Below are 14046 nucleotides of genomic sequence, written 5' to 3'. Positions count from 1 at the left end.
CTATGAAATCATATTTAGTACTAATCTGTTTGTTATTAACCTCCTTTGGCGCTTGGAGTCAATCAAAAAAAGACTCTATTGCTATTCGTGAGTTATTAGAAAAGGAAGCATCTACATGGCGAGAGGGTAATATCAAGGCACATGCAGATTGCTGGGCAATAAAACCCTACAGCCGTATTCTGATTTCGACCAAAGAAGGAAAAACTATTGACTTAGACCCCAATATTATTGTTAACCCACCTGCCAACTTAATGGAAAATGGTGGTCATGCCATTATTTCCAATGTAAAAATGAGTATCATTGGCAACAGTGCTTGGGTAAATCATAACGAAGAATCAGTTTCAAAAGACGGTCAAAGTAGCTTTTCTTACGAAATGCGGCTTCTCGAAAAAATCAATGGCGCTTGGAAGCTCGTTGGTCAATCGGTCCATTCCTATAAGTAAAAAGGAGAAGTACTGATATTTGTTTGAATGCTTATCAGTAATAATTTAGAGTATTTGAAGGCTCTTCGGAAAGAATCATTTTTCGAAGAGCCTTTAGTTTTTATAGTGTTAAAAAAGTAAAGAGACCAAATAGCTTTATCTTTGTTCTGATAAAAAACTATTCCCATTTCTTACTTTAAAACAAACTATAACGATGAAAAAAACGAATACTTTTTCTCGAAAAGATTTTCTTAAAAACTCTACATTGGCCCTTACAGGACTTTCAATGACACAAGAATTCACTCAACATAAAATATCTTCTGACAACACTTCACAGCTACTAGGAAGCAAATTGATTTATAAAAATGTGAGGCTCGAAACAGGATTTGAGTATGAAGAAGGAGAAGTAATAGCTACCAAAACAGGTTTGTTTTTAGTTGAAATAGAGAACGGGAAAATTAGCAAAATAGCACCAAATCAACCCCAAGCAAAAGCAATTGATGCGAAAGGACATTTGATGTTGCCCTCATTTCGAGATATGCACATTCATTTGGACAAAACATTTTATGGAGATAAGTGGCAGGCTACTCGAAAAAGAACCAATGGCGTAAAAGGAATGATTGCTTTGGAACAACAAATATTACCTGAGCTTCTGAAAACCTCTACACAAAAAGCCGAAAAACTCATTGAGCTGTTACAGTCAAAAGGAACCAATTTTGCCCGAAGCCACGTCAATATTGAGCCTACCTCAAAACTTCAATCTTTAATAAACTTACAAAAAGCGCTAGAAAACAAGAAAAAAACCTTTGGTGCAGAGCTCGTTGCTTTTCCGCAACATGGGGTGTTTTATACTGACTCGGTGCCTTTTTTGAAAGAGGCAGCTCAAATGGATATTGATTTTATTGGTGGTGTTGACCCATATACCATTGACGGAGCTATTGAAAAAACCATTGATTTTACCGTTCAGCTAGCCCTTGACAACAACAAAGGAATCGATATTCATTTACACGAATCGGGCGAATCGGGACTCAAAACTGTTGAATATTTAATCCAAAAAGTCAACGAAAATCCTGTGCTCAAAGGCAAAACGTTTGTCAGTCATTGTTTTGTTTTAGGAAAATTAGAAAAGAACAAACAAGAAGAAGTGGCTGAAAAGTTGGGAGCTTCTCAAATCGGTATTGCCTCAACTATTCCCATTGGGTCGTTGATTATGCCTATTCCAACACTTTACAAATATCAAGTCAATGTGGTGACAGGAAATGACAGTATCGTGGATCATTGGAATACTTATGGCACAGGTAGTGTTTTACAAAAGGCCAATCTGATGGCGCAATTGTATGGTTATAACACCGAATTTTTACTCTCTCGAAGTCTCAAGTTGGCCACTGGAAACATCCTTCCACTCAATGACCAAGGTCAACAACAATGGCCAAAAGTAGGCGACAAAGCTAATATTGCTTTCGTCGATGCCAGTTGTTCTGCCGAAGCTGTCGCCCGAGTATCACCAGTTACATCTTTGGTATTTGAGGGTAATTTGGTGTATTAAGCCTATTAGTAAAGATATAAAGGTGATATTCAAGAAAAACTAATTAGCACTCATAACCTTTGTGAAGATATAAGTCTTAAAATCTAGTTACAGTTTTTTTACTACAGTTGAAGGCAATAATTTGAGAATTGTTGCCTTCAACCCAAGAAATAGCCTCTTTTTCCCATCAACCGTATAGTGATTTCTCCAAAACTTTTAGTTCTAAACTTTAAGATATTGCCACCATATATTACTAGATAAAAAGGTATTAAAATCAGTAGGTCAGAATTCTTATGAAATGGAGTGCTGGATAGGAGTCTAACACTAAGGGAAATATTTTCCCATGTTGGGGTTCTCTCCCATATTAACTGTTCGCTATTTATCTATTTGGAGGAAGAAGTCTGATTTGGTTTGGAGGATTTTTATATCGTGTCCAAATTTTGTAAAGTAGGAATAACGAGACGCCTGTTCCAACTAAAATGACACCCTTATCTCCAAGAAGCTCTATAATATTGTTATATTGACGTGTTTTACGACTATGTGCTTCTTCTACTGTCCCATTTGCAATACCAATGACTTCATAATATGAAAATACTGTTACTCCAATTGTTGCGATTAGTCCAATCAAGTAATTCCGTATAGCCTTGAATGGTGACAAAACTTCATCGACCTTTTGGTAAAAGTGTTCCCGTGTAAAATAGTTGAATAGAATTTCATCCTCATTTTTGTCTGTAAAACTAAACACAAAATCCACTGAAATTCCGCCGATAGCTTTATATGTTATATACACATCGTCATCATTTTCCTCCTTTTTAATTGATTTTATGGAGTCATACTTTACCTCGACCTTTGTCGCAAAAGATAGTTTTTTGTTCCAAGCATCTTGAAATTCTGTGAAAGTGTTGAAGTTTTGACTTGAAAATTTTAGAGAATTTTCATCAATAATAAATGAAGAAATTTTGTTTCCAGAAATTGCAAATACTTTGTCTATCATAATTGTAGATTATTTTAAATTGGTGTTATTTAGGAGCAATTATTTATAGAATGCGGGATAGAACCCTTAATTTTTCAAGTTCTGGATAAAAATTTAGAACCGAGGGGTACTTTTATCTCTTATACTTCTTGTATTTCAAATCCATTTTCTCTTGCCAAGTCAACGATATTATTAATATTATCTTTATCCCATTGAGTTGACACTACAAATTGTATGTTATCAGCACTTATCAAAATATCATTACTTTCAGTAAAGTGCCTTTTATTTTCTTTGTTCGCATATTTTTCTTCTACAAATTCCAATTTATTAATAACTCCAGTTGAACCCTGATATTCGTCTTTAAAAAGATTTTTCAAATATGAATAACTAATGGTTGGATATTTTTGCAAATATGCCCTTACAAATTCTAAAACAAACCTATTTTTCGGAAGTCTCTCATTTCTTCCGTTTATCATATATCTTGTAGTATCCCTTTTATTTGGGTTTTCTATTGTGGCTGGACTTTTTGCTTGAATTTTAAGTTTTTCAGCAATTACTGGTTGTTTTGAATGAATATTTATTGATATTTCTTTAAGAACATTATCTATTAATTCAGCATCGTAATTATTTAGTAAATCTTGTTTTATTAATTCTAAGAGTTCCAAATGATATTCAGTAGATAAGATTTTCTGTTGCAACTTTTTTTGTTCTGCTTTTCTATTGATTTTTTTGAAAGAGTTTAAAGTGAATGCCTTTAGCAAGTCGTAATTAAAAGTTTGTTTTGAAAACAATTCCACAAATTTTAGTCCTTTTGCAGAGTCTCTCTCAAATGTAATTGTTTCAAGTAAAACAGGGTCATCATGGTCAGTCAAATCTCCATCATAAAATACTTGGATTACTTGTCCAATTAAAACACCGTATTGGAGTCTTAACAGACGCATATATGAGAAAAGTTGTTGTTGAAAATTAGTATTTAATTGTATGTTAGGTTGCTTGATTTCTACAACAAAAAGATTTTTTTTCTCATTGTCATTAATGACAAAATCAGGCATAATCCTGTTGGAAGCTCCAATTTGAAATGAAGGGCGGGTTTGAATATTTCCTAAAAATTCCTTCCATTCCAAAACTCCCAATGCTTGAATAACATTTTTTTCAAAATCTCTTTCACTTATGTCAGTCCGAATATTTTCAGATAGATAAAAACAGATTTCATTCCATTGGTTATTGTTCATTTTTTCTCAGTTTTTCTATTTTGGGTTAAGAATTTCAACTTATATCTCTATTAGCTTCAATATCTCTAATAATAGGGATTTTACTATCGAATTCAGATAAGTGTAAAAACTTATTCAAATGTATAAAACTCTTTTAATGCTTTCTTATTATACCGTGATTATACAAAGAAACTTATCTCTTAAACAAATACTTCACAAAATCCACATCAATATATCCCTTCTCTTGTTGAGTACTGTAACTATAAATGCCAATTCTGTCGCCACGATAACTTCCCCAAGTGAGTTGGGTTGATAATCCAAATGGAGTAAAATCTTTACCGTTCAAACTGTAAAAATATTGGTTTATGCCGTCGTAATTCCAAGTCGATTTTAACCAAATTACTTTACCTTTAATCTCTTGTCCTACTATCTCTTCATTTTTGTAGGTAAACACTAAATGCCTTTTATTTCCTATTTGTTTTACCCCAATATTAGCAATCGAAGTAGTTGAAAAATGCGTTAAACCAGCCTGCTGCCCATCACTCATATTGGCAATATCTACTTTAATCGTTACGGTACATTCTTGTGTTCTAAGACTGCGTTGAGTAAGTGTATTCCCTGCTCGCAGTAGTATATCTACAGTATCTTGGGGATTTATGGGTTGAAAAGCATACAAACGTAAATGTCCTTTTCTTGCACTCAATGACCATTTTGAGGCTCTTGGTTGATAGTTCCACTCCCAATCTGGAGAAAGCGTTTTATCGGAAAAAGACTCTTCAGTTTGTCGTGATAATTTTGTATTTTGGTTCATAATGGGCTTTTTGCCCGACCATACCATAGTGCCAATGGTATCAGCGCCAACTTTCCCGATAATAGGCCAACCTGCTAGCCAATTTACAGGCAACAAACTAGCGGCTCTTCCCTCCCAATCACCACGCCCATGATGTGTAAAAAACCACCATTGTCCATTTTTGAGTTGTATTAATCCTCCTTGATTGGGCTCTTTGTCGAGTTTTTTATCAACATGATTGAGTTGTTTTACTTCCCAAGGACCTGTTAGACTTTTCGAGCGCTCCATCATAATCACACGCCCTTCGGTTTTTACTTCACTAAAAAAATGGTAATACGTTCCATTGATTTTATAGAGTTTATTCGCCTCACTTCCTTGCGATTGATAGATTATCCTGTCCGATTCTTGGATAATGCTTTTCCCATCAGGTGTCATTTTGAATAAATGAATATTGTATTTTTTGTGGTTGATGGGGTCTGGTTCAAAATTGGTAGCGATAAAATATACCTGTCCATCATCATCACAAAACGAACAGCAATCATCCCATCCCGAGACCTTCCAGACTTGGTGAAGTGGCTCCCATGGTCCTGCCGGATTGCTGGCTGAGCTCATAAAAAAACCGTCGTCGGGCGTACCAAAATAAACCCAATATTTGCCTTTATAGAATCGGATTGAACCTGCCCAAATTCCTTTGCCATAGCTATCCATTTTATCCCAATTGAGCTTAGGACTTATTTGTGTCAAATCCTTCACCACATGACTAATTACCTCCCAATTGACCAAATCCTTAGAATGTAGCACTGCCATGCCAGGCGAAAATTGCATTGTTGAGGAAATAGCATAAAAATCATCACCCACCCGAATAGCATCCAAATCACTAAAATCAGACGGCAACACAGGATTTTGAAAAGTCCCATTCGATTGATCACCCCACTTGGCACCAAATTGAGCAAACAATAAAGTATTTGAGGAAAACAGATAGAAAGCAACGATAAAAACAAGCGATTTGAGCATAGATTCAAGAATTTTGTAATATTTCTCTTACACAAAATGTTTAACACAGATGAAAGGTTAAAAAGAGATTTATTACTCAATCCTTTGTAAGAAATAAGTTAGTGGGCAAAATTAAAATAATTTTACCCGCTTTAAGTTCTAAGCTTTATGCTGTAGGCTAAAAGTTGAAATGAATTTCTCATGAAATAATTTAAGCTCTTTGGCCTAATGCCTATGGCTTAGTGCTTAAAGCGTATTAATGCAATTTTATTTTGCATTAATACTAAAGAACTATTGTAGAATTAACTTTATCAATTGTAGAACTTAGAACCCAATCTTTTCATCAGCTCCGTAGGTGCGACAGAGAGCAGACTATCTTGAAGTCTTTCGCACCTACGGAGCTCAAAAAAGGTTTTTCTCAAGTATTATTGCAACCAAACTGTCACTCCTACGGAGCTTTAAAAGGAGAACAAGATACTTTTATCAATTTTATATTGAATATAAAATTGATAATCAGAATATTAAATTCACAATTCACTACTCTCAATTCAAGATTCATACTTTAGTCGAACCCTAGTGGAAAATTAAGCGCACTTTACTTAAACTTACTGGCATCTAAATTGAAGAATCTTACCGCATTGTTAAAGAAAATATCTCTTTTTTGGTCTTCTGACAAATAGTTGGCACTCTCAATTACTTGGATAGAAGTCTCCAACAATTTTGGCCAAATCATGAGGTCTGTACCGTACAAAATTCTTTTTCCAAAACCTGCTTGAACTAATCTTTTCAAATACGCATGGATTTCTTCTAGAGGATAACTCCAAATAAAACCTGCCAAATCTACATATACATAGGCATTTGCACCCATCAAGGCAATCATTTCATCGGCCATTGGGTAGCCTGCGTGCATTACCCAAATTTTTAATTTTGGATGTTTAGACAACATATCTTCCAATAAAAAAGGACGACCCAACGAAGCACGATATTTTGGATTACTGATATTGATATTGCCGTTTCCACCCGTACCCATGTGAATACCCACAGGCACACCCAAACGCTCAGCAACCGCAAAATACTCATCTAAACTAACATCACTCGGAGACATTCCCTGATACTGTGGTGCTACCTCTCCCATTACTTTGTAAAAGCCAGCTGTCAACGAATCTTCGAAGGCTTTTACGGTCATATCTTTATTGCTACTAATGCCCAACGATGGAATTATACGGTTTGGTGCAGCTTTATACCAATTATGAATCACACCCGCATCACCACTTACAATCATCGTAACATTGAGTCGCTCGGCAGTAGCCAATAAGGCATCTTGCATTTCCTTGTCTGTTTTAGCAGCCTTCAATGGGTCAGGACAGTCCAAATTAAAAATTGATGGATTATCACCATGATTATGCGGGTCAGCGCCTGGCATATTTTTCAAAAACCAAGGGCAAAGATCTGCCGTATTGGGACTAGCCTTGAACGCATGCACATGTACGTCGATGATTGGATAATGCTTTTTGGGTGCTTGTGCGTACGAATTAACTTTAAACGCTAAAACCATCACCAGCAAAAGTACATTGCGAAAACAATAAAGATATTTCATAATTGGATAGTAAATAATTGAGTAATAAATTCCTAATGTAACAAATTGAGACATTAGACAAATGTAAAACTTTTGTCCTTATTATTACAATATTTTCAATGAAAATTACTATTCAATAGTGGTTAAATTACTCACATTTCAATATTCTCAATCTCAAATATTTTCTTTGATAGAATAGCCAAACTCAAAAACATTATTCTATACCATGAATTATTACCTTTGTATTTAACATTAAACTAGGTCAAGATGATTTCTGATAATTTACTCAAGCAAATTGCCTTTATTAAGGAGATTGATAAGGTTAAGTATATTCAAAGAAAAACAAAGCTTTTTAATAGCGATAGAAACGAGAATGATGCCGAACATAGTTGGCATTTGGCGATTATGGCAGTAGTTTTGGCTGAACACTCTAACGAAAATATTGATGTTTTGAAAGTGATTAAAATGCTTCTGATTCATGATATTGTAGAAATTGATGCGGGTGACACTTTTATATACGATACACAAAAAAATCATACTAATACCGACGAGGAAAGATTGGCCGCTAATCGTATTTTTGGTCTACTTCCGAAGGCACAAGCTGAAGAATTAATTGAAATTTGGGAAGAGTTTGAAGCTGGTGAAACTAAGGAAGCTAAATTTGCTAAAAGTATGGACAGACTGGAACCACTATTGCAAAATACTTCTAACAATGGTGGCACTTGGGCGGAGTTTGGTGTTGACTACGACAAAGTGTACAACAAGAAAAAGGTTATTAAAGATGGTTCTGAAGTCATTTGGGATTATGCAGAAAACCTAATCAATGAAAGTGTAGATAAAGGTATTCTAAAGAAAATATAGGCAATTACAGGGCTACCAGATTTGGGCATTTAGTTTTTGGTAAAACATTGTTTATGAGAGCATTTACTGAATACCAAACTCAAAATTTGATTTTACAAACTATGAAAAAATCAGAAGCAACACGTTTAATGATTTTACAAAAAGCATTTGAATTAATTTATGCAAAAGGGTATCAAACCACTAGCATAGATGATATCATTGCTACGACCAAAGTTACCAAAGGCGCTTTTTATTACCACTTCAAAACTAAAGATGAAATGGGCTTGGCAATTATCAACGAGTTGCTTAAGCCACAACTAACCGCTGGTTTTATTGCGCCTCTTCAAAATAATGAAAATCCGCTGGACGCCATTTATCAATTGATGCAACATCTACTATTAGAAAATGATTTTTTGAAGGTAGAATACGGCTGTCCTGCTGCCAATTTCACGCAAGAAATGACGCCTTGGCATTCGGATTTTAGTTTGGCATTGCATGAAATTACTCAGCTTTGGCATACTCATATAATTGCTGCCATTGAAAAAGGTCAACAAAATGGGCAAATTAGACCAGATGTAAATGCCCAAAGTGTAACCATATTTGTGATGTCAAGCTACTGGGGCATCCGAAATTTTGGCAAGTTAGAGAACAGCAAAACTATGTATATCCCTTATTTAAAGGAACTTAAATCCTATCTTGATTCACTCAGATAATTTTTTTATTCAAAAAACATACTAACTAGTATGTTTTTTGAATACCTTTGTTACATCAAACAAATCAAGCGATGTATCAAACACTTACTTTTTATCACAACTTCATGCGGTGGCTCGTTTTGGCAAGCCTACTATTGGCAATCTATCGAGCATATAGGGGCTATAACTCGAAGGCGATTTTCTCAAAAACGGATAATACTATACGACATTGGACTGCTACTATTGCTCATGTCCAATTGATGATTGGCATGAGCCTGTATTTCAATAGTCCTATCGTCAGGTATTTTATGCAGCATTTTAAAGAAGCTGTTCAACGATTAGAAATGACTTTCTTTAGCCTTATTCATAGCACTTTGATGCTAGTTGCCATAGTTCTTATTACAATTGGGTCTGCCAAATCAAAGCGGCAAACCACCGATTCCGAAAAGTTCAGAACTATACTTGTTTGGTTTTCGGTATCGCTCTTGATTATTTTCATTGCCATACCTTGGCCTTTTTCACCATTTGCACACAGACCTTATTTCAGGTAGAACTCCTCATCCTTTAATTTTTATTCTATATGCTCACATTATTCAAAACAAAACTTGGACGTATACGCATCATCGGTTTCTTAGAAGGGCTATCTCTTTTGGTGCTCATTTTCGTGGCTATTCCCATGAAACATCTTTTTCATAATCCTGCACTATCAAAATTTTTAGGTCCTATTCATGGGGCAATTTTTCTGGTATTTGTACTCAATACAATGAGTTTGGCGATAGAACAAAACTGGAAATTCAGAACAACCACTTGGAAGATAATAGTCGCGTGTTTTATTCCTTTCGGTACTTTTTATATTGACCATAAAATTTTCAAAAACATAAAGGAATCATGAAAATAGCGATTATTGTCACTGTTTCTATCCTTCTTATTTATTTGGGATACCGAACTTAAGAAGATCGCAATAAGCGATATGCTATAGGCTGGTAGTATAAAATTGTTATTAATGAAATCATGAATACATTTTTGCCTAATACCTACGGCTTACAGCTTAAAGCGTATTAGTGCAATTTTATTTTGCATTAATACTTAAGAAGTGTGAAAGTTGAGAGTATTCTTAGAGAAAAAGGTTTTCGAAAAGTCTTTAATGGAGGAGCTTGGATAGATTTAGAAAAAATTATCAACGAACAGAAGCATTAAACATGGTATTTGTTTTTAAAACTAATATTGCTAATCAATTGCAAAAGGAAGGTATTTCTAAACTTCTGAAAAGGCATTTTCCTTCCTGCCATTGGAGTTTCGATTTGGAAGATTGTGATAAAGTTCTGCGTATCGAAAGCTCATTTGAAGTAACCCAACAAGTAATACAACTGATGCAAGAAAATGGATATGATTGTGAAGAACTTATAGATTAGTCAAACCTTTATTTTATCGTATTTACCCATCAAAATCGACGTAACAATTATGGTGTTTTTTTATTCAATCGCTTAAATTTGAATAAAAAACTATGAGAAAATTAAGATTGCAAATGCAAATTTCTGTTGATGGATTTGTGGCGGGTCCAAATGGAGAGGAGGATTGGGTCACAAGAGGCGATACTAAACACTGGCAACTTATCAATGATTTGGCGGATAGCTCAGATACTATCCTTATTGGCAGAAAGATGGCAGAGGCTTTTATTCCTCATTTTGAGAATTTTGAGGAAGAAAATCCCAAAATTGAGTTTGCTCAGAAAATGGTGAATACACCAAAAGTTATTTTTAGTAAAACCCTTGATGCTCCATTTGGAAAAAATACCACTTTAGCTAAAGGCGACTTAGCAGATGAAATTTCTCGACTGAAAAACCAAACAGGAAAAGATATCCTCGTATATGGCGGTGTAAGCTTTGTATCGTCCCTCCTAGCTGGTAGACATATTGATGAAATGTATTTATTGGTCAACCCGATTTTAATAGCTAAAGGAATGCGCATTTTTGATCTGCTTGAAAATCGCCAAAACCTAACCTTAATAAGTGCTACTCCCTCGTACACAGGCGTTACGGCTATGCACTATCGATTGGGGTAACGGTAAATTGAGCTTTGACTTACTTAGTTTTTCAAACAATTAAAAGGAAGTTATTAGTTAACAGTATATCCAGTTATTGGAATAAGCTCATAATCAGAAGGATATATTCAATGTGTAACGTAGCTATATTATTAATTTATTCTTTCTTGTTACTTATTTCAAAATAACAAATAACATTAAAATCTCCCCCTATCCACGATTCAACTACAGCATCGATGGATTGGGCTACTTTTTTGGGGTGTTCATTGTGCAATTTTGCATCAACAAAAATGAATAAAACAATGAATACCCAGAAGTGTGTTTTTCAATTTTTTATTTTTCCCGTAACCTTTTGCTCCTCCCCTGCATCCAAGCCACAAATACCCTTCACCTATCAAAAATAAAAGCATACAACTAAACTTAATTCTTCTCAATCATGAAAACTTATTTTTACACGCTGCTGATTTTATTGACTTTATCAAATTTCAGGACTCAAGCACAGGGAAAAATCACAGGACAGGTTACAGACAACAAAAGTAAAATCGTAGAGTTTGCGACTATTACGCTTTTACAAGCCAAAGATTCTAGTTTGGTAAAAGGTGCTTTGGCCGATGCTAACGGAACATTTGAATTCGAAAAAATCAAATTTGGCTCTTATCTAATCGCTATTTCTCAGTTGGGTTATCAGAAATTTTACACGCCCAAGTTTAGTCTTTCATCAGAAAATTCATCTATCAACCTTTCTAATTTGACATTGGTTGAAGAATCCAAAGAACTAAACGAGGTGGTGGTTACGGCTAAAAAACCTTTCATTGAACAGCAGATAGATAAAACAGTTGTCAATGTTGAAAATTCCGTCGTTTCAGCAGGAAGTACTGCTATTGAGATTCTGGAAAAATCGCCTGGCGTAACCGTCGATAAAGATGGAAATATTTCTTTGAAAGGTAAACAGAATGTCATGGTAATGCTCGACGGAAAACCAACGTATATGTCATCGAGTGACTTGGCAAATATGCTTCGCAATATGCAATCGACACAGTTGGACAAGATAGAAATTATGACCAACCCTCCTGCCAAATATGACGCCGCTGGCAATGCAGGAGTGATTAATATTCGCTTGAAAAAAAATCAAAATCTAGGCTTCAATGGTTCAGCCAATCTTGGATTAGGATATGGGTTTTATCAGTCATTACCCAAAGAAAGTGCAGGTTTGAATTTGAATTACCGAAAAGAAAAACTCAATATATTCGGTAATTTTTCAGGAAATGACCGCCACAGTTTTCAATTACAAGAAATTGACAGAAAGTTCTTCGAAGGCGATAAAGTAATATCAAGTTTTAATCAGTCAGCAGATGAGAAACGAAGAATTAACTCGCTGGCTTATAAAGTTGGGCTCGATTATTTCATTGATAAAAAGAATACGATTGGCATTTTGTTTAATGGCATGAATGGTAACTGGAATAACGACAGAAACAACCAAACGGCTATTAAAAACGCCTTGAATCAATTAGATACGACCTCTGTGACGTTAGGTTTTATGAGGAATAAATGGGGAAATTATGCCACTAACCTGAATTTCAAGCATGTAATCGACTCAACTGGGAAAGAAATTACAGCCGATTTGGACTACGCTCGTTATGATGCCGACAACTCGATGAAATACAGAACCTCCAAATTTGACACACAAAATATTTTACGAGAAACCAGAAATGAAGATGGTTTAACAGGCTCAAGAATCAATATTTACTCGCTTAAGGTTGACCTTATTTACCCTATCAACAAGACGTCAAAGTTTGAAGCTGGTCTAAAATCTAGCTATGTTAACTCAAACAACGATATGCGCTTTGATTTCTTGGTCGGGGATAATAACACGCCTGTGCTGGACCCTACTCGTACACGAGATTTTGTTTACAAGGAAAATATCAACGCTGCATATATAAACTATTCTAAAGAATTCAAAAAGCTGACTATGCAGTTGGGCTTACGCATGGAAAATACAAATGGACAAGGGACTTTACTCGGCAAAGATTTGCTAGACAGACATTATACCAACTTTTTCCCAAGTGTATTTTTCCGTCAAAAACTCGCTAAAAATCATCAATTGGGGTATTCATTCAGTCGCCGCATCGACCGACCAAGTTATGAAGATTTGAACCCTTTCCTATTTTTCTTAGACCCTTATACCTACCAAAGAGGAAACGAGCTATTGCAGCCACAATATACCAATGCCGTAGAAGTGTCGCATACTTACAAAGAGAGTATAACCACTACAATCAACTACAGCAGAACAGAAGGTATAATGACACAAATTTTAGAGCAAAATAATGCCCTAAAAACGACCAATGTTACCAAAATTAATATTGGCTATGTAGAAAATCTAGGTATTTCGTTTTCGATACCTATGCCAATTACCAAATGGTGGTTTAGCAATACCTACTTTAATTTATACAATAATCACTATGTTGGTGAAATTCCGAAAACTACGATTGAGTCAAATGGCACATCAACCACTATTTATCAGCCCTTCGATGCTCGTGCAACAAGTTATAGCGCCAATATGACGCATCAATTTACCTTACCTCGAAAATATTCAGTTGAGTTGAGCGGCTGGTATCTGTCGCCATTTATTGAGGGTCAACTAGCTGGGAATCCGATGGGAGCAGTTTCTTTTGGCATCCAGAAAAAGATGATGAATGACAAAGCATCCATCAAATTAAATATCAACGATATTTTCTGGACTCAACACTTTAATGGGACTTTTCTCTTCAACGATATTAATGTTCAGCTCAGAAACAAATGGGAAAGTCGTGTGGTACGTATCAATTTTTCTTACCGTTTTGGCAACAGTAAAATTGCAGGAGCACGCCAAAGAAACACGGGCTTAGAGGATGAAAAAAATCGGGTAAAAAGTGGGGGTAATTAGGCGTGTGGAATTGAGTGTTTGAGTGAATGGGGCTTTTATTTCACATTTAGTGTTTTCTAA

At 35.2% G+C, this 14046-nt stretch carries 13 protein-coding genes; 9 read left to right on the top strand and 4 right to left on the bottom strand.

The genetic code is table 11. The features are described from left to right. The first annotated feature begins 2 nt into the window (after positions 1-2). Positions 3-443 (top strand): hypothetical protein, encoded by a 441-nt coding sequence (locus tag QM491_RS12595; protein ID WP_283327846.1) that lies wholly within the window; start codon positions 3-5, stop codon positions 441-443. 193 nt (positions 444-636) lie between these two features. Continuing rightward, positions 637-1968: an amidohydrolase gene (locus tag QM491_RS12590; protein ID WP_283327845.1), complete on the top strand. Its 1332-nt coding sequence runs from the start codon at positions 637-639 to the stop codon at positions 1966-1968. Between the two features lie 358 nt (positions 1969-2326). Here the strand turns inward: QM491_RS12590 and QM491_RS12585 are convergent, their stop codons facing one another. The 4 genes from QM491_RS12585 to QM491_RS12570 form a co-directional block, all read right to left on the bottom strand. Then, complete coding sequence (locus QM491_RS12585; protein ID WP_283327844.1) at positions 2327-2941, bottom strand: hypothetical protein; 615 nt, start codon at positions 2939-2941, stop codon at positions 2327-2329. 119 nt (positions 2942-3060) lie between these two features. Next, positions 3061-4152, bottom strand: coding sequence for a type I restriction enzyme HsdR N-terminal domain-containing protein (locus QM491_RS12580; protein WP_283327843.1), 1092 nt, complete (start codon positions 4150-4152; stop codon positions 3061-3063). A gap of 172 nt (positions 4153-4324) precedes the next feature. Then, entirely contained in the window at positions 4325-5935 is a 1611-nt protein-coding gene (locus tag QM491_RS12575; protein ID WP_283327842.1) for a glycoside hydrolase family 43 protein, read from the bottom strand. A 574-nt stretch (positions 5936-6509) separates the two neighbouring features. Then, positions 6510-7511 carry an amidohydrolase family protein gene (locus QM491_RS12570; protein WP_283327841.1) on the bottom strand — a complete coding sequence of 334 codons (1002 nt, stop codon included), beginning with the start codon at positions 7509-7511 and terminating at the stop codon, positions 6510-6512. A 246-nt stretch (positions 7512-7757) separates the two neighbouring features. On the opposite strand from QM491_RS12570, the gene QM491_RS12565 reads away from it, so the two are divergent. The 7 genes from QM491_RS12565 (at position 7758) to QM491_RS12535 (ending at position 13986) form a co-directional block, all read left to right on the top strand. Then, complete coding sequence (locus QM491_RS12565; protein WP_283327840.1) at positions 7758-8351, top strand: HD domain-containing protein; 594 nt, start codon at positions 7758-7760, stop codon at positions 8349-8351. Positions 8352-8452: 101 nt separating this feature from the next. Continuing rightward, positions 8453-9043 (top strand): TetR/AcrR family transcriptional regulator, encoded by a 591-nt coding sequence (locus QM491_RS12560; RefSeq protein ID WP_283327839.1) that lies wholly within the window; start codon positions 8453-8455, stop codon positions 9041-9043. Between the two features lie 71 nt (positions 9044-9114). Continuing rightward, on the top strand, positions 9115-9573 hold the full coding sequence (locus tag QM491_RS12555; protein WP_283327838.1) for a hypothetical protein: 459 nt from the start codon (positions 9115-9117) through the stop codon (positions 9571-9573). A gap of 29 nt (positions 9574-9602) precedes the next feature. After that, the gene (locus tag QM491_RS12550; protein WP_166551015.1) at positions 9603-9914 is read left to right on the top strand and encodes a DUF3817 domain-containing protein; all 312 of its coding nucleotides are present in this window, start codon (positions 9603-9605) and stop codon (positions 9912-9914) included. Positions 9915-10176: 262 nt separating this feature from the next. Further along, positions 10177-10434 carry a hypothetical protein gene (locus QM491_RS12545; RefSeq protein WP_283327837.1) on the top strand — a complete coding sequence of 86 codons (258 nt, stop codon included), beginning with the start codon at positions 10177-10179 and terminating at the stop codon, positions 10432-10434. 92 nt (positions 10435-10526) lie between these two features. Next, a complete protein-coding gene (locus tag QM491_RS12540; protein WP_283327836.1) occupies positions 10527-11084 on the top strand; it encodes a dihydrofolate reductase family protein in 558 nt (185 codons plus the stop codon). 415 nt (positions 11085-11499) lie between these two features. After that, a complete protein-coding gene (locus QM491_RS12535) occupies positions 11500-13986 on the top strand; it encodes a TonB-dependent receptor (protein WP_283327835.1) in 2487 nt (828 codons plus the stop codon). The last annotated feature ends 60 nt before the right edge of the window (positions 13987-14046 follow it).

The organism is Flectobacillus longus, assembly GCF_030056705.1.
Taxonomy (GTDB): Bacteria; Bacteroidota; Bacteroidia; order Cytophagales; family Spirosomataceae; genus Flectobacillus; species Flectobacillus longus.
The sequence above is the reverse complement of the archived record's forward strand: the minus strand, read 5'-3'. Positions and strand labels throughout refer to the sequence as shown.